General features: G+C 54.8%; 27 protein-coding genes. 5 read left to right on the forward strand and 22 right to left on the reverse strand.

Features of this window, described 5'->3' with window-relative positions; translation table 11 throughout:
• Positions 1-14: 14 nt before the first annotated feature.
• The 4 genes from CKW15_RS06265 to CKW15_RS06280 form a co-directional block, all read right to left on the reverse strand.
• Positions 15-455, reverse strand: a complete 441-nt coding sequence (locus CKW15_RS06265) for a hypothetical protein (protein ID WP_095151834.1) — start codon at positions 453-455, stop codon at positions 15-17.
• A gap of 4 nt (positions 456-459) precedes the next feature.
• On the reverse strand, positions 460-726 hold the full coding sequence (locus tag CKW15_RS06270) for a hypothetical protein (RefSeq protein ID WP_095151835.1): 267 nt from the start codon (positions 724-726) through the stop codon (positions 460-462).
• Positions 727-816: 90 nt separating this feature from the next.
• Positions 817-1053, reverse strand: a complete 237-nt coding sequence (locus CKW15_RS06275) for a hypothetical protein (protein ID WP_095059285.1) — start codon at positions 1051-1053, stop codon at positions 817-819.
• Positions 1050-1403, reverse strand: a complete 354-nt coding sequence (locus tag CKW15_RS06280) for a hypothetical protein (RefSeq protein ID WP_095151836.1) — start codon at positions 1401-1403, stop codon at positions 1050-1052. The genes CKW15_RS06275 and CKW15_RS06280 overlap by 4 nt, the downstream gene beginning before the upstream one ends.
• A 106-nt stretch (positions 1404-1509) precedes the next feature.
• Between CKW15_RS06280 and CKW15_RS06285 the strand changes: the two genes are divergently transcribed.
• Together CKW15_RS06285 and CKW15_RS06290 are read left to right on the forward strand one after the other, a co-directional pair.
• Positions 1510-2259, forward strand: a complete 750-nt coding sequence (locus tag CKW15_RS06285; RefSeq protein WP_095151837.1) for a hypothetical protein — start codon at positions 1510-1512, stop codon at positions 2257-2259.
• Positions 2260-2349: 90 nt separating this feature from the next.
• Entirely contained in the window at positions 2350-2535 is a 186-nt protein-coding gene (locus CKW15_RS06290; protein ID WP_095151838.1) for a hypothetical protein, read from the forward strand.
• A 7-nt stretch (positions 2536-2542) separates the two neighbouring features.
• Here CKW15_RS06290 and CKW15_RS06295 read toward each other — a convergent pair whose 3' ends face one another.
• Positions 2543-3466 carry a DNA cytosine methyltransferase gene (locus CKW15_RS06295; protein ID WP_095151839.1) on the reverse strand — a complete coding sequence of 308 codons (924 nt, stop codon included), beginning with the start codon at positions 3464-3466 and terminating at the stop codon, positions 2543-2545.
• A 52-nt stretch (positions 3467-3518) separates the two neighbouring features.
• On the opposite strand from CKW15_RS06295, the gene CKW15_RS06300 reads away from it, so the two are divergent.
• On the forward strand, positions 3519-4145 hold the full coding sequence (locus tag CKW15_RS06300) for a hypothetical protein (RefSeq protein ID WP_095151840.1): 627 nt from the start codon (positions 3519-3521) through the stop codon (positions 4143-4145).
• Positions 4146-4332: 187 nt separating this feature from the next.
• The gene (locus tag CKW15_RS06305) at positions 4333-4866 is read left to right on the forward strand and encodes a hypothetical protein (protein ID WP_095151841.1); all 534 of its coding nucleotides are present in this window, start codon (positions 4333-4335) and stop codon (positions 4864-4866) included.
• A gap of 26 nt (positions 4867-4892) precedes the next feature.
• On the opposite strand, the gene CKW15_RS06310 is transcribed toward CKW15_RS06305, so the two are convergent.
• The 12 genes from CKW15_RS06310 to CKW15_RS06365 all read right to left on the reverse strand — a co-directional run bounded on the left by CKW15_RS06310 (position 4893) and on the right by CKW15_RS06365 (position 11234).
• Positions 4893-5216, reverse strand: coding sequence for a hypothetical protein (locus CKW15_RS06310; RefSeq protein WP_095151842.1), 324 nt, complete (start codon positions 5214-5216; stop codon positions 4893-4895).
• 351 nt (positions 5217-5567) lie between these two features.
• The gene (locus CKW15_RS06320) at positions 5568-5906 is read right to left on the reverse strand and encodes a hypothetical protein (RefSeq protein ID WP_095151844.1); all 339 of its coding nucleotides are present in this window, start codon (positions 5904-5906) and stop codon (positions 5568-5570) included.
• A gap of 81 nt (positions 5907-5987) precedes the next feature.
• The gene (locus CKW15_RS06325) at positions 5988-6344 is read right to left on the reverse strand and encodes a hypothetical protein (RefSeq protein ID WP_095151845.1); all 357 of its coding nucleotides are present in this window, start codon (positions 6342-6344) and stop codon (positions 5988-5990) included.
• A 1-nt stretch (position 6345) separates the two neighbouring features.
• A complete protein-coding gene (ssb, locus tag CKW15_RS06330) occupies positions 6346-6819 on the reverse strand; it encodes a single-stranded DNA-binding protein (protein WP_095151846.1) in 474 nt (157 codons plus the stop codon).
• Between the two features lie 9 nt (positions 6820-6828).
• Positions 6829-7446, reverse strand: a complete 618-nt coding sequence (locus CKW15_RS06335; RefSeq protein WP_095058073.1) for a lambda exonuclease family protein — start codon at positions 7444-7446, stop codon at positions 6829-6831.
• The gene (locus CKW15_RS06340; protein ID WP_095151847.1) at positions 7430-8212 is read right to left on the reverse strand and encodes an ERF family protein; all 783 of its coding nucleotides are present in this window, start codon (positions 8210-8212) and stop codon (positions 7430-7432) included. The genes CKW15_RS06335 and CKW15_RS06340 overlap by 17 nt, the downstream gene beginning before the upstream one ends.
• 7 nt (positions 8213-8219) lie before the next feature.
• A complete protein-coding gene (locus CKW15_RS06345; RefSeq protein WP_095151848.1) occupies positions 8220-9320 on the reverse strand; it encodes a hypothetical protein in 1101 nt (366 codons plus the stop codon).
• A 156-nt stretch (positions 9321-9476) separates the two neighbouring features.
• Positions 9477-9638 carry a hypothetical protein gene (locus tag CKW15_RS28440; protein WP_177450551.1) on the reverse strand — a complete coding sequence of 54 codons (162 nt, stop codon included), beginning with the start codon at positions 9636-9638 and terminating at the stop codon, positions 9477-9479.
• Positions 9635-9826 (reverse strand): hypothetical protein, encoded by a 192-nt coding sequence (locus tag CKW15_RS06350; RefSeq protein WP_095151849.1) that lies wholly within the window; start codon positions 9824-9826, stop codon positions 9635-9637. The genes CKW15_RS28440 and CKW15_RS06350 overlap by 4 nt, the downstream gene beginning before the upstream one ends.
• Positions 9826-10221, reverse strand: coding sequence for a hypothetical protein (locus CKW15_RS06355; protein ID WP_095151850.1), 396 nt, complete (start codon positions 10219-10221; stop codon positions 9826-9828). The genes CKW15_RS06350 and CKW15_RS06355 overlap by 1 nt, the downstream gene beginning before the upstream one ends.
• A 21-nt stretch (positions 10222-10242) precedes the next feature.
• Positions 10243-10572, reverse strand: a complete 330-nt coding sequence (locus CKW15_RS06360; protein ID WP_143498374.1) for a hypothetical protein — start codon at positions 10570-10572, stop codon at positions 10243-10245.
• Between the two features lie 389 nt (positions 10573-10961).
• Positions 10962-11234, reverse strand: coding sequence for a hypothetical protein (locus CKW15_RS06365; protein ID WP_095151852.1), 273 nt, complete (start codon positions 11232-11234; stop codon positions 10962-10964).
• 446 nt (positions 11235-11680) lie between these two features.
• Between CKW15_RS06365 and CKW15_RS06370 the strand changes: the two genes are divergently transcribed.
• The gene (locus CKW15_RS06370) at positions 11681-11953 is read left to right on the forward strand and encodes a DUF1654 domain-containing protein (RefSeq protein WP_371856290.1); all 273 of its coding nucleotides are present in this window, start codon (positions 11681-11683) and stop codon (positions 11951-11953) included.
• 119 nt (positions 11954-12072) lie between these two features.
• On the opposite strand, the gene CKW15_RS28350 is transcribed toward CKW15_RS06370, so the two are convergent.
• The 5 genes from CKW15_RS28350 to CKW15_RS29025 all read right to left on the reverse strand — a co-directional run bounded on the left by CKW15_RS28350 (position 12073) and on the right by CKW15_RS29025 (position 15609).
• The gene (locus tag CKW15_RS28350) at positions 12073-12540 is read right to left on the reverse strand and encodes a PDZ domain-containing protein (protein WP_159953394.1); all 468 of its coding nucleotides are present in this window, start codon (positions 12538-12540) and stop codon (positions 12073-12075) included.
• Between the two features lie 897 nt (positions 12541-13437).
• Positions 13438-14274 carry a DUF3037 domain-containing protein gene (locus tag CKW15_RS06380; protein ID WP_095151855.1) on the reverse strand — a complete coding sequence of 279 codons (837 nt, stop codon included), beginning with the start codon at positions 14272-14274 and terminating at the stop codon, positions 13438-13440.
• Positions 14271-15011, reverse strand: coding sequence for a HipA family kinase (locus CKW15_RS06385; protein ID WP_095151856.1), 741 nt, complete (start codon positions 15009-15011; stop codon positions 14271-14273). Before CKW15_RS06385 ends, CKW15_RS06380 begins: the two co-directional genes overlap by 4 nt.
• A gap of 96 nt (positions 15012-15107) precedes the next feature.
• The gene (locus CKW15_RS06390; RefSeq protein WP_095151857.1) at positions 15108-15296 is read right to left on the reverse strand and encodes a hypothetical protein; all 189 of its coding nucleotides are present in this window, start codon (positions 15294-15296) and stop codon (positions 15108-15110) included.
• A gap of 25 nt (positions 15297-15321) precedes the next feature.
• Entirely contained in the window at positions 15322-15609 is a 288-nt protein-coding gene (locus tag CKW15_RS29025) for a helix-turn-helix transcriptional regulator (RefSeq protein WP_095151858.1), read from the reverse strand.
• Positions 15610-15625: the final 16 nt, after the last annotated feature.

Here is a 15625-nt window from a genome sequence, read left to right on the forward strand (position 1 = left end):
GAGCGGGGCGAAGATCATGGGGTCACCTGCTTGATGTTCGACTCGACCCATTTGCGCATGCGCTGCCAACGATGCTCTGGGGTTTCGGCAACCCACTTCCCGCGACCATCAGCCTGCATCTCGTAATTTCCGGGGTGCTCGTCATTTTCGTAGACGATCTCGGCTGCCATTGCTTCGGCGATACCGAAAGCCTCTGACACGCTTTCTCGACAATGCGAATCAATGGAGCTCATTTCCAGCCCGCGCCTGGCGCCGAGAACGCCCAGCGTGCAGAACTGGCCATCCGCTTCGAGCGTGTCGGTCACCAGTTGCTTATCCGGCATCGCATCGAGTGCGTCGCGCAGCTCGACCAGGAACGACTGGCCGCGCTTCCCGCTCAGTGCCGACTTCACGGCGCCCCGCCAGCACACCAAACCCCATCCGCCGCAATCATCGCTATATCCGCTTCTGCTCATGGCGTCACTCCGTACCGGCCAGATAGGTCGGCTCAGTGGCGGCGGCGAGATATTCACGCAAGGTGCCGACAATCTTCGTGCGGTCATCCTCGTCGCACCAAGGCTTGTCGAGCCATTTGTCGCTGACCAGATCAACTTCCCATTCGCTATAAGCGCCGGACTCTTCGCCGTTCATTTCCTCAAGCACTCGGCGCGCTCCAGCCTCATCGAACGCGGCGACCCAATCGCAATCACCTACCGCGTAACACTTGAGTGCATTTTCTTCAGGCATGACTGTTCCTTTGCCGCTATAGCGGCTGACTTTGAAGGGGGAGGGAGTAAATTGCGGATGGAGTACAGATGTACTCCTCTTGCTGCGGGCTTATCCGCGCAGCTCGACATCCGTTGTTATCGCCTTCACAACTACCGGGCCAAGTATCCGGACGCCACGCTGGTCGTCTTTGAATGCTCGATTGATGCGACCGATTGCCGCTTCACGGGCCTGCCGATAAACCTGATCGATCATGCAGTCTGGCCCCCAACTGCCGAGGTTGGTCAGCTCGATCGTGAGCGTCACCGTCGCACCGGTGGTGGTTCGGACTATTGGTCGCTTGGTCATGGCAGTTCGTCCCCGACGATCATCTTGCAGGGGCCTTGCCGCACTTTTGCAATTTCCGCCAGCAGCTCATCAATGCGCTGATCCGCTGCGTTCAGGCGCTGTTGCAGCTCATCGGCGCGACGCCAGAGATTGAAGTCTGGAACTGGCTTGCCGGCCATTCGATGCTCGATCATGGCCCACACAAGGTGGTACTCAGGCCAGTCGTGCTCGACCACTACGCAATCAACCATCGCTTTTGACTGGCAGTCGCGTAGATATTCGGTCTCGTCTTTCGGCAGGCGATTGAGTTTCAAAACGATGTAGCGGTCTTCGCGCAGGAACGGCTCGGCCGGTTTGTTTTCTGTGGGCATGGGCGTCCTATGCCGGGGCATGCCCGGGCGGTCGATGAATTAGATTTCTCGCTGCCAGAAACCAGCTTCGGCATAATCAGCAGAATCACGATTTCTGGAGAATAAAATGAAAAAGGACTGGGTTATTTGGGTAACTTGTATTTGCCTGTTTTTTGCGGGAGGCGTTTATTTCAATATGCTTGATGGGATGTCCTGGAAGAAAGAAGTAGGGCTTAGCGATGTTATTGGTGGTATTTCCGCTGTTGCGGCTGCTGTAGCTGCAATTGCTGCTTGGCAGTCTGCGAGAATATCAAGAGATTCGGCCGAGCAAAGCCGGCTGTTTTCTCGGATGCAGGCATATGTAATGCACCGACAGCAATTTGAAGCCTTATTGGCACAGATTGAGCATGACTGTGCGATAAAGTTTAGGAAAAAAGATGCGCTTTACAATGATATTTTTCCAGATAACCGCCATATGGGTCGTGCTTTTGACATGTCTGCGCACGGAGTGGAGGTTTTCTCTTGGAAGCAGTCGTTTCTCAACCTTAGAGAAAGATCTAATAAATATCCCGGAATGGGGATTCGCGAGCTGAGCACTTGGATGATAGATCAGGTTTTCCTTTATTCTAATTCTCTGAGGTTCGAATTTGAGGCTGAAGGTAAAGTGTTTTATCTCGGAGGGATAAGAACAAATATTGGTCTTGAGCAGCCTATGTTGCCGCTAAAAAAAATTAGCGATGTACTTAATCAGATTCTTATCTTTGGGATGGTTGACGAATACATGGCGATGTCGTCTCCGCCAAACTGGTTTGATGAAAGTCTCAAGTCACTTGCTGATTCCTGCCCAAACTTAAAATTCGAAGTAGAGCTAAAGTAGCCCCTCTTTTAAGCGCCTGCCTCGACGACTAGCGTGATTCGTAAATTGGGACGATGATTTGCACCTGGCGCAAACCTGACGGTGGTTGCGATGAGTGCGAAAGTCGATGTGATGGCGTTACGACTGATCGGCGATGAGGTGGTACGGCTGCTCAGCCTTCCCGATGACAGGCTTGATGAAGCCGAGACTCGCGCAGGGCTCAAGGTGATTGCTGAGCTGGCCCGATGGCGGGACGTTGTCTATCCGGATGAGCTAGCGCTTCAGCGGAAGGGGTGAGGGTGGGTTAGGCCGCGGCGTTCAGTGCTTCGATGATTCGCTGACCAGCCAGCGGCGGTACAGCGTTTCCAGCCATATGCATCGTCAGTCGGTGATTGTCCGGTCGCTTGGTGTCGGCAGGGAACGACATGGCAGCAAGGGCTTCGTTCGCCGAGAGCATTCGCATCTCATCGCCGCGAACCAAGGCCCACCGGTCCAGGGTGGTGATGGTGCCGATGGGGCGCTCCAGGCAGCGACCGGTCAGGCCTGATCCAGAGCCGTAGTAGGGCATGATGAATCGGTCACCGAAGCGCTCCCGGCCATTCTTCACGCGGAGCAGCGTCGATTCTGCGCGGCCAGGCTTCACGACCTTGCTCCACTTGCCCGCGTCGAAATCGATAAAGGATGAAGCTGGAACATGCCGGCGCTGGTGCAGTTGAAGGTCCAGCGGTGCTTTGCTTCTGGTGCAGACCAGAAACAGGCGCACACGGTGCTGGGGCACACCGAGATCTGCGCAATCAACGACATGCGGCGCGAGCATGTAACCGAGCGCTGCCATGGCCTGCGACCAAGCTGGGTACAAGGCCCAGTCCGTGAACTCTTCAACGTTCTCGACGAGCACCACTTCCGGTCGGTGGAACTCTGCAGCCGACACAACCGCCCAGGCTGTCGAACGCGACGAGTCGTGCTGAGCGTTACCGGACTTCTTGCCCCGTGCCTTCGAATGCCCTTGGCAACAAGGCGAGGCCAGCATGATGTCGTGGGCCGGCACCTTCGACCAATCAGCCTGGTGCAAGTCTTGGCAGATATGAATCGCATCCGGGTGGTTAGCACTGTGCCACTCAACCGCGACCGGCCAGTGATTGGCGGCCCAGAGTACGTCGATACCGGCATTGCGGGCACCGGTAGACCATCCGCCGAGTCCGGCGAACAAATCGATTGCTGTAGGCATTGAGAATCTTCTCCGCGTATATTTGCCCGTCAATTTTTATGGTGGGTAAAGGATGTTAAACGACTACGGAAAGGAGCTGTTTAAGCCCTGGATATCAGTGCAAAACATTGTTTTGGTTATTGCAATGATTTTCGTGATCGCGCTGCTGAAGCTCACAAGGAGTGAACTGGCAAGCTGGGTTCAGGCTGTTGGGTCGATTGCAGCCATTTGGGCAGCATTAAGAGTAGTTCAAATCCAGCAAAAAAAAGCTCAAGAGCGTATATCTTCTGAGTTGATTGCAATGGCTGAATCTATTCTACTATTGGTTAGAGAGGCGGGCATGCAGTCCGCTATTTTGGCATCAGCTGTTAATTGCGGTACTCCCTTGAAGGTATTTAGAATGAATTTTCTAAGGAGAAATAAAGAATTAATGAGATTCACGCTTTCTGCACTGGAGAGTGTTTCAATTAGTGATCTCGGGTCGCCGCTATTACTTGCGATGTATCTGGAGATCTCTGCTGCTATGTCATACATGTATCGCATTCTTGAAGAGGTTAATACGCTTGATGAAGACGGTGTAGAGCGCTATCAAATGCTCTGTGTTGATATAAATTCCAATAATTTTTGGTTGCAAAATATGCTTAAAGGATTCGAGGCTGCTCATATAACTAGACTGGAAAGCATTAATGATTTCAAGTGACTGTCAATTAATAGCGAAACCTAATTCGTCACCTTTAGGTATTGTGTTTTTTGTCGCAAGCGTCCTTGCGCAGATCAATATGACCGTTGGTGCTACTTGCAAGGCGCCAGCTCAACCGGCTGGCGTGATTCGTTGAAGTGGGGTATTTGTGTTCTGCCCGGCCTGGCGCCGGAACAGAGGGTGCGCTATGAAACAGCTCGTTCAGAAAAATGACTTGCCGGCCTACCTGAGAGGCCTAGCTGCAGCATCTATGCTCGTTGTCAGCATGAGTACGCCAGTTATGGAGATAGCCTCGACAGTGAGGTCGACCTATGAAATGGCTTATCTCGTGGAGAACTATGGCCAGTACATTGGTGAGGGCCCATACATGATCGAAAGTAAAGACGGTCATGAGTGGAAGGACGCGCCAATTCCAGATCCGGTAATCACGGGTTACGCATTTGCGTTCACCGTTTGTGCGAGGCTTGTTCGTTCAGGTAAAGAGATTGGTGGTCACCATTCCCTACGAAAATCTCTGGCTGGCTATGAATACATCCAAATGGATAGGCTAGATGATGCAATGGTCTCATCGATTCTTATAAAGATGCCGACTGATCCTGCGGAGCTTCAAGCACTTCGCGATCTTCTCGCCGAAACCACTGTCATGTTTTCGATAGATGATGGGTCTGGTTTTTTTCACCTTGGTAACACGATGATGGGAAAGGGGATTTACCATTCCTGACTAACAGCGCAATAGGTGAGGGTGGGTCAGCGGGCGAAGTCCGATATCTCGTCAATCACCTCATCAACCGCCTCAGCCAGTTCACCAGCGCTCATATCGGCATGACCTTTCAGCAGGTAGAACACGCGCTGAATGCAGTCCTGCATTTCATCTGCCGCGCCGCTGTATCCCTCGGCATCTTCGAGCTGAGACCGGAGATCTTCAATCTCCCCCTTGAGCATATTGACCTCGCCGAGGTAGGTGCCGCGGTACTCGACTGATCGGCGCGCCATTTCTTGCTGAGCATCCTCGTCGATGCCCGCGTAATGAATCAGCTCTTCATCACTGAGAGCTGCGACAGGTAGTCCCATGGGTTATCTCCAGTCAGGCGCCGCCCTTTGTGACTGGATGCGACAGTAGGGTGGGTGGTTTATTCGGGTTGGTCTACGCTTTTGACTACATCTCAATGCCGGCTTCGGCGAACCAGTTGGCTCAGGCCACTGCTCGAAAGGACTCATATGAAATTCAATATTGTTACCTTGGGCTTGTTCGCTGTTCTGGCCGGCTGCACAAGCGCCGGCCCATACGTCACTAATATTTCCAGTGATGGCCGTAACGGCTTGAACATCGAGAAGTGCTCTGTGGAGATGAATGCTTTCACGAATACCGTTAGCACCTCCGAATGCACGACCCAGAACGTGCAACTCAGCCGAGGTAACTGATCACGGTAAGGTCGCTAGTGGCGCGAAATGTTCGTCACCGGGATCGCGCTTCAGCTCGGCCAAGCTCTCATTCCGAAACATCCGCGCCACGTTTTCGCTTATCTGCACTTTGTGGCGCGGACTTTCCATCGCCTGGAATGAAAGGGTCGGTCCGAGCGCATAAGCGTTCAGAATCAGGTTCTGCACCGCCTCATTGATTTCAGTAATTCCGTTCCAGGCCATCAGTTCGTCAAGCTTCTGCCGGGTGCCTAGCCGGCACCGGTGTCGCAATTCTTTCTCGTCGTATTCGATCCGCTTCTCGGCAGCCTTCGCCGATCGCTCTTGTCCACTCTTGGCCATGGTCAACCTCTTCTATTCCGCTGGCCGGCATTCCCAGCCAGGTCTGCCGTTTGCGCTGCTGAACTCGAACCATCCTGCGCATCAGGCTGATGCCGGGAAGTCGAGCGAGTAATCGGCGATCAGCCGGCGGCATAGCGTTTCGCTGATGCCGAGGTGCTTACTCGCTTTGTACCGAGACATGCCGGCTGCTTTGCACTCCACTAACTGTGCGGCCAGGGCGGCCTTTACCTCACCGCTGATGGGTCGCCCGCGCTTGCTTTTTGCCGCGTCGATGGTGCGATAACCGTATGCCGGCTTCGGAAGTGCCTCTATGCCGGGACTGTCCTTTCCGACGCCTATTGGGATCAGTTGAGCCTGACCTCCGGATGCAAAGAAGGCAGCTTTCGCCGCCTCCAGTCCACTTTGCCGCCTTGCGGCTTCTACGAATTCTTGGTCCATGTCAGGCACCGTTTAAATGGTGGAGGGGCGCGAAGGGGATGTCGTCGTCGAAGCTGTCGGGCGGCGCGGCTTGCTGGTTTTGCGCTGGCTGAGCTGCCGCCTGTTGCCGGGATTGTTGCGGCCTGGCCTGCTGCTGCGGTTGATTGGCCGCCTGAGGCGGTGAGCCGACGAACTTGATCAGGATGATTTTGCCGGTCAGCTTGAAGCCCTCACCGCCGCCGGTCTTGGCGTAGGTTTCGATGTGGGCGTCGTCCATGGTGAAGTAGACCTGCTGGCCCTTGAGCAGATAGGGCGCCATGGCTTCGGCCTGCTTGCCCCAGAGGGTGGCGTCAACCCATTGGGTCGGGCGCTTGCCGTCCTGGCCTTTGCGGCCGTAGTCGCAGGCCAGCGCCAGATTGATCACGGGGTCACCGCTAGGGGTGAAGCGCAGTTCAGCGTCACGGCCAATGCGGCCGACGTCGGTAAGTGTTGGCATGGAATGTCCTTAAGCGGCGATGCCGAGCACGCGATTCATGCGCTCGTCGAGGATTTCGTAGAAGGTTTTGACCCGTTCGCCCATCTTGCGAATCATCACTTCGTCGCGGTAGGCACGCTTCACGAACAGCTTCATGCCCGGCCAGTAGCTGACGAAGTCGATCCACTCTCGGTCCGACACCCAGAGGCCACCCTGGCACTGCGCGATGTGTTCCTTCGGTATCTCGCCGGACAGGATCACTTCCACCTGAAATTTAGGCAGCTTGGTTTTGATCTCGCACAGGCCGTCTTCGCTGATCAGCGAATCTGGCGAGTAGCCAATTCCGTGATTCAGGATGATGCCGACCTGCTCGGTGGTGACATCCAGTTGCGACTGGTACAGGCCGCGGGCAATGCCTTCGTACTCATGACCGCGCTCGGTGTGCCGGTTACCTTGGAATGGGTCGGCAGCTTCACCGGTGATGCGTTCGCCGATGAGCGTGTTCATGTAGGTGAATGCGCCGGCGCCGAAACCAGCTTCGCCCTTGCCGTTGACCAGCAAGGTGTCCAGCTCCGAGCAGGTCACGATACCCAGGCGCAGATCCAGCCACTCTTGAGTCCCTTGCTCAACGTTACTGATGATTTTCATCGTCTTTCCCTTCGGTGGTTTTGCTGTTTTGGGTGGCTGACTTGGTGAGCATGGCCAACACCTGGTCAAACATGGATTTCTCAACGGAGGTCGGTGTGCCGTGGATGCCGGCGAAAGCGGACTTCGCTTTGTCGCTGCACTTCTCCAGCAGCATGGCGAGCTGCGCGGCCTGGGCAGAAGTCACGCGCGGCGTTACCTGTGCGGCCGGGCCGTTGCCGTCATCGTCTTCGCCGGTAGTGGTGATGTTCAGTAGCAGGCCTGCGGTGTACCGCTTGCCGTAGCTGACGCTGGAAGCCACGGCCTGCACGCCGTTCTTGCTGCCGGAGGTATCCACCGGCAAGACGATCGATGTCACTTCACGGTGCCCGGCCCGGTGGCTCAGTACGCCCTCAACCTCGATGCCTCGCTCGTTGCGCGGCGTGCGAAAGGTGAGGGCAAAGCCATACTTGGCCATCACTGGCTTGATCATTTCGTTGATGTCTTCCCAGAGTGCGTAGGTGCTCTGGATTCGGCCGCTCTTGTCCTTGATGCCACCGCGCTCGCCGATCACCGGCATTTCTTCCTGCATCTGGGCCAGTGCATCGTCGTACTGCTGCTTGGCCTGCTGCGCCTGGAAGCGCTCATGCATGGCCATCAGGCGCTCCATCTTGTCGATGTCAGCGTCGGGGCTCATGGCCACCTGCTGGATGATCGACATGATGGTCGCCGACTCGGTTTGAATGGCCGGCACGCGCTCGACCTTTTCTGTCACTGCAAGATTGCTCATGGCGACCTCAGTACTGAATTGAAATGGCGGGGATCTTGCGCTGGTGGATCAGGATGATGACGGCCTTCGCCACTTCTTCATCAATGCCACCAGCTATTAGGGCTTTCTGTGCGGCGAGGCAGATGGTCTTCTTGTGTTCCTTGTCGGCCTCGCGCAGCCGCTCTTGGCGCAGGATTTCGTCTGCTGCTGCGTCCGCCCTGGCTTTTTCATCCAGTCGCGCCTGCTCGACGGCTTGTTTCTGTCGCTCGACCGCTTCCAGGCGGTCATGCTCAGCCTTCTGCTCTGCCTCAAGCTGCTCGCGTTTTGCCTGTTCGGCACGACGTTCTGCTTCAGCGGTCTGCAACTTCAGGTCGTTCTCGCGCTTCTCAGCGGCTGCCTGCTCGTCACGGACGCGCTGAGCTTCGGCGTCACGCTCACGCTGAGCCTTTTCCTCAGCCTCCCGCGTGGCACGCTCAGCGGCCTCGCGGGCGATGCGGTCCTCGTTGTCCTTCTTATCTCGGGCTTCCTTCTCTTCGCGCAGGCGGACCAGTTCAGCCTGTTCGGCTTCGTACTGCTGGCGGGCGGCGAGGGCAGCGCGAAGCACACCCAGTGCCTTGTCCTTGGCTCGGGCGGCTTCGGCTTCGAACTCTTCCCAGGCATCACCCAGGGCAATCGCTTCAAGTTGTGCGACTCGTTCGGCAAGGTCTTCGGCGGTAATGCCGTCCAGATCCACGGACAGAAACCGGAAGCGCTCAATTGCATCGTTGTGTTTTTCGACTCGAGCATCCTCGGCGGCCTGCCATTCATTCAGCGGGCGGCGGACTTCTTCTTGCCAGGTGTCCAGGGTGTCGCGAACGCGCTTACGCTCGGCGTCGATCTTCTTAGGGACTTCCTTCAGGTCGGCGACCAGCTTCTTACCTACGTCGTCCAGGGCGGTCTTGGAGCGGGCGACCCTGTAGGCCATCGAGGCAATTGCTTCGCGCCCCTTGCGGGTGCTGATGTCCGGCGTGAAGCCGTCGATCTCGGTGCGGATCACCTGAAGCCAAGGCTCCAGACCTTTTTCAGCGGAGTAGACGGCGAGGGCGGTTTCTTGCGGCGGCACAACGGCCAGTTGCTGTTCTGCGGACATGACAAATCCTTGCCGCGATGCTCGCAGCGTTTGAAGGTGTTGGTTATTGGGTGAGTTGCGAGCAGTAGGAGCTGGCCAACATTACGAAGGTGGTGCCAAGGAGGACAACTGCCGATCCTCGCCAGAACCAGTAGCGTTTGGCTCTCTGATAGTTGGTCATCGCCTCGCCACCGGACGGCGCTTGAGCCATTCAGCCTTGATCGGATACGGCAAGTCAGCGACTCGCATGCTGAGCGGAAGCACGATGGTGCCGCGCACCTGGGCCTTCACTTCGTCAAGCATTTCGTCGATCAGGCTTTTCACTGGCGCAGTACTCATGACAACTCCTTGCGCTGCCTGCAATGCTTCAGCAGGCGTCGGCAGTAGTGGTTGAATTCTTCGAGGGTGATCTTCTGGTCGGTCATCAGGTTGGTGATGATCTGCTGAACCAGAATGCTGTTGCCGGGCGGGATGTCTGGATGCTCAAGACCATCCAGCGCCTCATCGATCAGGATATGAGGGCTCATCAGCCCCAATCCTCTGCGGCCTGCTCAACGGCCAGATCAAACCAAGGTTCGACCAGCTCCAGAGCGATGTCCTGAAGGTCGTGCGGGCCGAGCAGTTTTTCCGCGAAGCCCCTTACGTTGCCGCCCTTGATTGCAGCGACCACCAACTGAGCAAAGAGGTCTTCATCGTCCTCTCCGTCGATCTGGCGCTGATTAAGCTGCGTCTGAACCTTGCCGAGAAAATCCCCGTACCCGATGACCTTCGTCTGGCGACGAGTGCGGATCACAACGTCACAGCCCAACACAAGCTGCTCGGCGGCGTTGTACGACCAATCGTCTGCCGCCTCGTCGCGAGCTGACGTGTCTACGGGAGTCATGTGGTCCCAGCGGGACTGTGCTGCTGCGAGTGCGCTCATGGCGACCTCCAGTGTTTGGGGTTAGGCGGTGGCCTTGGTGATGGCGGCGTCGATCTTTTTTACAGTGACGTGTTGCGCAACCTTTTCATCGCTATCAAACCAGTCAGGCGCGCCGACCTTGAGCGCAGTAGCGATCACTTGGCGAGACTCGATGAGCGCCGCCAGCAACTCAGGCGCGGCAGCGATCAGCTTGGCGTTGGCTTCGCCTTCTGCGATTAGGTGGTTGTAGGAAGCGATTACGATGTCGCCGCCTTCAGCTGTCACCTGAGCCTCTATGCGGTCATAGGCGTTGTATCCAGACCAGTAACCCCAAGGCCCCGGCGTGTGTTTCGTTTCCATGACTTGCTCCATCTGGTTGATCCGCACCCACTCGAAAGCACTCAGCCGCCCGTTTTATGCCGTTGGGCGCAGGGGTGAGTGCTTGCGGGTGAGGTTGGAGGGGGAAGGGTGCAGATGACCGGAGCTGACCCCGGCATGACAGGACTCAAACCTGCCTACGTTTAACGATCTGTAAGTGTCAGTTCACTAGCATCAAGCGGGTCTGACCGTTCCGCCGTCTCCAGCGGACTATGCTTTCGCATCCGATCCCTGAACTACATCAGGGGTGTTTTCCCGTACGTGAGCCCATCAGCCTGGGCATTCATCTGCTTTGTCTCGGTGATACAGGTGTCCAGCGTCTGCTGGGTTGGCTTCCGCATCCGTCTGCCCACTCGCTGAATGGACAGAGGTGATGCTGTCGATCAGTCTTCTTCGCCCTGAGCGAGCATCTTTTCGATGTCTCCAGCGGTTGGCTTCTTCCAGTTCTTGATCTGGCCGGTTTCCAGATCGATGTTGAGGATGAGGTAATCGCCGTAGTGATCGCCGGGGAAGAAGTCCGGCACGTAGCCTTCGTAGCTGCCCACTTCTTCGCCCTGTGCATCCTTCAGGCCGGCAGTGAAGCCGTCGCGCACCTTGATGTGCAGGTGCAACTCAGTCACGTCGACCTGCACCGTTTTCTGCTGATTGATCTGCATGCTGCTGTCTCCGGTTGATTTCCCAATGCACCCGGGTAACCAGGTGCATCAGTGAAATGTTCCGTTCTTGCTGGCACTGCTTATCGGGTCATTCACGCGGTTCGAGCCTTTCGCTCTAGTCAGCCGTCGAGGTGGTCCTCGCGTTGGTAGCCTTTCGGGGCTATCTGATCTCCGGTCGCCGTAGAGGCAGTGCCGTCTTTGTTCGTATTGCGCTGATTGTTAAAGAGCGACTCCTGATCGGAGCGGACCCTTTGAGGCCCTTCGCAGTGGCTGTGTGTCGCTGCGATGGGCTTAGTTAACCATCGGTATATTTTAACGTCAATACCGATGGTTAATTTATTTTTGATGAGCGTGGAGTATGCTTCCTTCACAACTGGACATATATACAGTATTAGGGGTGATGAATGAGCAAGGCGCAGAAGTCTAAGCCGGCAGTACGAACTGAGATGTCCGGGGTAGAGCGTCTAGGGTTACGCGTGTCAGCAATGATCAACTCGCCGCGCTCCCAGGACAGGTGCTCGGTGCTAATTCATCGCATGGACACGGATCAGGATGCTGAGTGGGACGAAGTCATGGGGCAGATATCCGAGACGGATGGGGTGTCCATGGTCTTTCAGGATGATGGCGGGGTTCTACTGGAATGGGAGGCGCCAAGCGACGAGGATAGGGTGCTTGAGATGGGCGAGGTCGACGCCGTGGTGGAGGCGGTTCCTTTCTAGGCTCCCCAAAAAGCCCGCCACTGTGCGGGCTCATCGATGGGGCAGGGTGGTCGAGCGGGGAATGGCAGGCAACAGAAAGCCCGCTCAGTGGCGGGCTCTCTGTAGATGGGGGCAAAGCGTTATTGACCTATTAGGACGGGCGCATCGTAGAATTTTTGTGCATGCCAGACCTTAAGTCTGGCTGTAGACCCGATGGCTGATTGGCCAATGGCTAAGCGAAAGTCAGCTGTATCTTTAATGGGGTTGTCATTGATTGCCACCACGACATCACCTCTTGATAGCCCGGCCTTTTCAGCGTTACTGCCAGGAGAAACACTATTAATCCATACGCCAGCTGTTGGAAGCTTTAGCTGTGGTGCTTTAACAGGATCAATTGTATCGATGGATGCCCCGATGCGGCCTGCCAGCGGGGACAGCGTAGGGCAATTTCTATCTTTAAGTGATTCCGTCACTGCAGATTTTTGAGCACGTCCCACTTGCGGAGCTATGGGGCCGGTAGAGGCTATCAAAGAGTCCGCGTCAGCCAAAGAAAGCTGTAAGTAGTCGCACGATCGGCCCTGATACTTTGCAACCGTTTCTCTGGCCAAAAACTCCTCCAGCGACGAGCCCTGCACAGACTTATTGGTGTTTGTTGTGGGGGTGGCGAGGGCTATTGGCGCTGTCACAGGTGGGACGACGGCCGCTGATGGCGCGGAAGGCGTAGTGTTCGTTTTTACATCGTCACCCCCAGACATAGACGCCGCGACCATCAGACCCGTGCCGACTGCAGCCGCACCTAACAAGGCCCCCGAATCCATGCTCGCCGCCCCTATTACAAGGCCCACTACGGCTAATTCTCCTGCACCGCCATCGGAAGCACACCCACTTACGCCTGCAAAACAGTAAGCTGCCGCTAATAAACGGACTGACTTTGAGACGTCTACGAGCATTTAAATCCCCAGGGTGATGGACGATACGCACTCGTATCTCCATGCATAATGGCCATTCGCCTTGATTTTGTACACTTTCGAAATTTTCTAAGGCGTTGCGTTGGGGGGCGGGAGAGGGGCTGATACCGAATCGCAGGCAAAGAAAAGCCCGGCGCTTGGTCGGGCTTTCTGTGCGGGGTCAAATCCTTTTGTCTTTTCAATCTGCACTCCGATATGTGAGCGCTTCGTGAAAAGCATGTCGCAGAAACGAATGGGCCGATCAGTGGCGGGACCATGCTTTCAAAATGGACGTCGGGGAGGGCGAAATCAGGACGAAAAAGACCCGCATGGGCGGGCAAAAAAGCATTCGCTGATCCTTCAGCAGTCTCGTGGTCAGTGTAGATCCAACGAGGGAGGGTGCAAGGCTAGAACGAAGTAGCCCGGCGCAGTGGCCGGGCTTCTGGTAATCGATGCCAAATCCCTTTGGCTGACTGCATTGTGCTGGGTGGATATGACGATGGTGTGACAAGGGTAAAAATAGAAAGACCAGGAGGCGGGCCGGTGCCCGACCAAGACTCAATGAATCCTGGCGATACCGGCAGCGGCTTCCATTTTCTGGATATATGCAATTTTGTCAGTAGCACTATTTAGATTGTATATAAAATCTGACCCTTCGTTGAGAAGGTCAATTGCCTCTGACTTATCTTTCTCATCTGAAGATGATGCGGAATAAACAGCATAGCATCTTGTTTTATTTCCAAGCTCAAGCTTCGCTTTGGCAAGGATGAAGGACTTTAATCCCGCCTCCTTAAATTTCATGGAGGAGTCGCGCGCAGCAAGATCGATAGTTTCTGTAATGTGATATACGCCATTCTTCATGGCAAAGTCGGCATGAAGATTTGCTCGCTCGGAAATCGGGAATTTTTCAACGATGCGATGGTTCATAATATCTTCGATGCTGGTGCTGAAAAGATTATGCTGCTGGAACAGTTTACGCAGGTTGGTGATTATTCTGGTTCCAGAGGCCCGCGTAGCCCTAGGTTTTGGAGGTATCACCAAATCCTCCATCAGGTTGGCAATCTTAAGGTTTACTTGTTCATCTGCGTCGCATTTGAAGTAACCAAGAGAGGTTAGTTGGTACGAGCTAGGTAGCATGCTACGCAGAAAATCAAACTCGCTTTGAAAACTTGCCAGGCTGGAGTCGATTGAGCTGAATATTTTTTTGATGCGGGCTTCAGCAATTTTTAATTCGTTAGCAGTGGTAATACCATCTACGGCTCTGATTTTCCTGATTGACTCACACATATGAATTGAGACTTCATTGTGCAGAAATACGAGAAGACCTATATTGACGGTTTCATTGCGTTTTCTATCCGGAGTGAACTGAATTAAGCTATATCTAACTATGCTCATTTGAGCACTCCTCTAAGTTGTTCGCAACGATCCAGCCTTTCTTGGCTGCCCCACCATCCCACTGCTAAATCAATATTATCGCCCTGCTTCCATTGCTCAGGTATAGCCGCTGCGCTAGGAACGATCCAATTGTCAGGAAGCCCGGCAATAGAATCTATCATCTTAAGGGCCACTGACGCGTCAAAACCATACATCCGCTCAAGAAAACGATGGGCCATCATCGTATTCGAGTCGGCTGGTGGAAGTCCTCGTAATTGAGGGCTATGGGCAAGCCATGCCAAGCTAAAATCGAATGCAAGCAAAACAACTCTGTCTAAACTGGTACGAAACAAATAATTTTTGCCATGCCGATCAGTGTTGTTCAAAAAAAGATCGAGCGCGTAAATCGATGAAAGACGCTCTTTTAGGTTGGATATCTTGCTGTCCATCTCTCCAGCCTGAAGCGCCAAAAGGCAGTCATCTTCATCGAGTTTTCCCCCTTCTATGCGCGACCCAAACCAAGGCTCGCCCTTTTCAGAGAAAATTATTTCAAATGGCGGGGTGGCCACTCGACAGGCTCGAGCCAGGTTGGTGCATAGCCATTCTGTGGCCGGAACGTATTTGTGGTCAGGATGACTCGCCTTATAGGCATAGTCCATGCCGTCGTCACATCGGCAAAATCCGCCCGCGTGTGCGGTACCGGTTTTTTGCGGATAGACCTCCTCCACGTTTATTTTGACAAGGCTTTGCTGAATCAAAAACACTACTCCAATGTGTGCTTGCCATCCGGCATCTTGCGCCAAATCCCAGCCGCGCTATCTACTCAGCCTTCCCCCGCACAATCCTTCCCGCCCTCAGCCAGCCATAGCAATTCTCAGTGCTATCGAAGCCTCAAGGAGCTTTTGCGCCTGCGTTGTGACAGCCCACGCCAGCTCATCATTCCCAGCTTCTTTGAACGCTGTAGCCAGATCGAGCAGTTTCTCCACCTCAGCCTCGATGACGCGAACGGATTCACCTATCTGGTATTGAAGCGAGTGCGCCATGCCGTTAACCCTCGATCTGGATCACCTACGAATTACCTCCGTGCTTTAGCCTTATGTCGTCAGCTAGCCGCGGACTGAATTTGTCGACCTGAATGCCGGTAAGCTTGAGCACTGCTTGAGCCACTGCAATGTTGAGAGCTCTTTTTCCACGAAAGTAGGCGTTCGCGGCGGCAGGGCTTATCCCTAATTCACTCGCCACATGGCATTGGGTGATGCGCAATTTCTTGGGCCTGCTCTCGTTGTACTCAGCCATAGCTTTGCACAGGGCCAGGCACTCATCTTGTTCCCATATCCACAACCTGCTACGAAACATAAATACTCGCTCAAGC

The organism is Pseudomonas sp. Irchel s3b5 (assembly GCF_900187435.1).
Taxonomy (GTDB): domain Bacteria; phylum Pseudomonadota; class Gammaproteobacteria; order Pseudomonadales; family Pseudomonadaceae; genus Aquipseudomonas.

Excerpts from the sequence above, each read along its gene's own strand:
- CKW15_RS06265 (WP_095151834.1), bottom strand. The coding sequence starts at position 455 with ATGAGCAGAAGCGGATATAGCGATGATTGCGGCGGATGGGGTTTGGTG.
- CKW15_RS06270 (WP_095151835.1), bottom strand. The coding sequence starts at position 726 with ATGCCTGAAGAAAATGCACTCAAGTGTTACGCGGTAGGTGATTGCGAT.
- CKW15_RS06275 (WP_095059285.1), bottom strand. The coding sequence starts at position 1,053 with ATGACCAAGCGACCAATAGTCCGAACCACCACCGGTGCGACGGTGACG.
- CKW15_RS06280 (WP_095151836.1), bottom strand. The coding sequence starts at position 1,403 with ATGCCCACAGAAAACAAACCGGCCGAGCCGTTCCTGCGCGAAGACCGC.
- CKW15_RS06285 (WP_095151837.1), top strand. The coding sequence starts at position 1,510 with ATGAAAAAGGACTGGGTTATTTGGGTAACTTGTATTTGCCTGTTTTTT.
- CKW15_RS06290 (WP_095151838.1), top strand. The coding sequence starts at position 2,350 with ATGAGTGCGAAAGTCGATGTGATGGCGTTACGACTGATCGGCGATGAG.
- CKW15_RS06295 (WP_095151839.1), bottom strand. The coding sequence starts at position 3,466 with ATGCCTACAGCAATCGATTTGTTCGCCGGACTCGGCGGATGGTCTACC.
- CKW15_RS06300 (WP_095151840.1), top strand. The coding sequence starts at position 3,519 with ATGTTAAACGACTACGGAAAGGAGCTGTTTAAGCCCTGGATATCAGTG.
- CKW15_RS06305 (WP_095151841.1), top strand. The coding sequence starts at position 4,333 with ATGAAACAGCTCGTTCAGAAAAATGACTTGCCGGCCTACCTGAGAGGC.
- CKW15_RS06310 (WP_095151842.1), bottom strand. The coding sequence starts at position 5,216 with ATGGGACTACCTGTCGCAGCTCTCAGTGATGAAGAGCTGATTCATTAC.
- CKW15_RS06320 (WP_095151844.1), bottom strand. The coding sequence starts at position 5,906 with ATGGCCAAGAGTGGACAAGAGCGATCGGCGAAGGCTGCCGAGAAGCGG.
- CKW15_RS06325 (WP_095151845.1), bottom strand. The coding sequence starts at position 6,344 with ATGGACCAAGAATTCGTAGAAGCCGCAAGGCGGCAAAGTGGACTGGAG.
- ssb (WP_095151846.1), bottom strand. The coding sequence starts at position 6,819 with ATGCCAACACTTACCGACGTCGGCCGCATTGGCCGTGACGCTGAACTG.
- CKW15_RS06335 (WP_095058073.1), bottom strand. The coding sequence starts at position 7,446 with ATGAAAATCATCAGTAACGTTGAGCAAGGGACTCAAGAGTGGCTGGAT.
- CKW15_RS06340 (WP_095151847.1), bottom strand. The coding sequence starts at position 8,212 with ATGAGCAATCTTGCAGTGACAGAAAAGGTCGAGCGCGTGCCGGCCATT.
- CKW15_RS06345 (WP_095151848.1), bottom strand. The coding sequence starts at position 9,320 with ATGTCCGCAGAACAGCAACTGGCCGTTGTGCCGCCGCAAGAAACCGCC.
- CKW15_RS28440 (WP_177450551.1), bottom strand. The coding sequence starts at position 9,638 with ATGAGTACTGCGCCAGTGAAAAGCCTGATCGACGAAATGCTTGACGAA.
- CKW15_RS06350 (WP_095151849.1), bottom strand. The coding sequence starts at position 9,826 with ATGAGCCCTCATATCCTGATCGATGAGGCGCTGGATGGTCTTGAGCAT.
- CKW15_RS06355 (WP_095151850.1), bottom strand. The coding sequence starts at position 10,221 with ATGAGCGCACTCGCAGCAGCACAGTCCCGCTGGGACCACATGACTCCC.
- CKW15_RS06360 (WP_143498374.1), bottom strand. The coding sequence starts at position 10,572 with ATGGAGCAAGTCATGGAAACGAAACACACGCCGGGGCCTTGGGGTTAC.
- CKW15_RS06365 (WP_095151852.1), bottom strand. The coding sequence starts at position 11,234 with ATGCAGATCAATCAGCAGAAAACGGTGCAGGTCGACGTGACTGAGTTG.
- CKW15_RS06370 (WP_371856290.1), top strand. The coding sequence starts at position 11,681 with ATGTCCGGGGTAGAGCGTCTAGGGTTACGCGTGTCAGCAATGATCAAC.
- CKW15_RS06380 (WP_095151855.1), bottom strand. The coding sequence starts at position 14,274 with ATGAGCATAGTTAGATATAGCTTAATTCAGTTCACTCCGGATAGAAAA.
- CKW15_RS06390 (WP_095151857.1), bottom strand. The coding sequence starts at position 15,296 with ATGGCGCACTCGCTTCAATACCAGATAGGTGAATCCGTTCGCGTCATC.
- CKW15_RS29025 (WP_095151858.1), bottom strand. The coding sequence starts at position 15,609 with ATGTTTCGTAGCAGGTTGTGGATATGGGAACAAGATGAGTGCCTGGCC.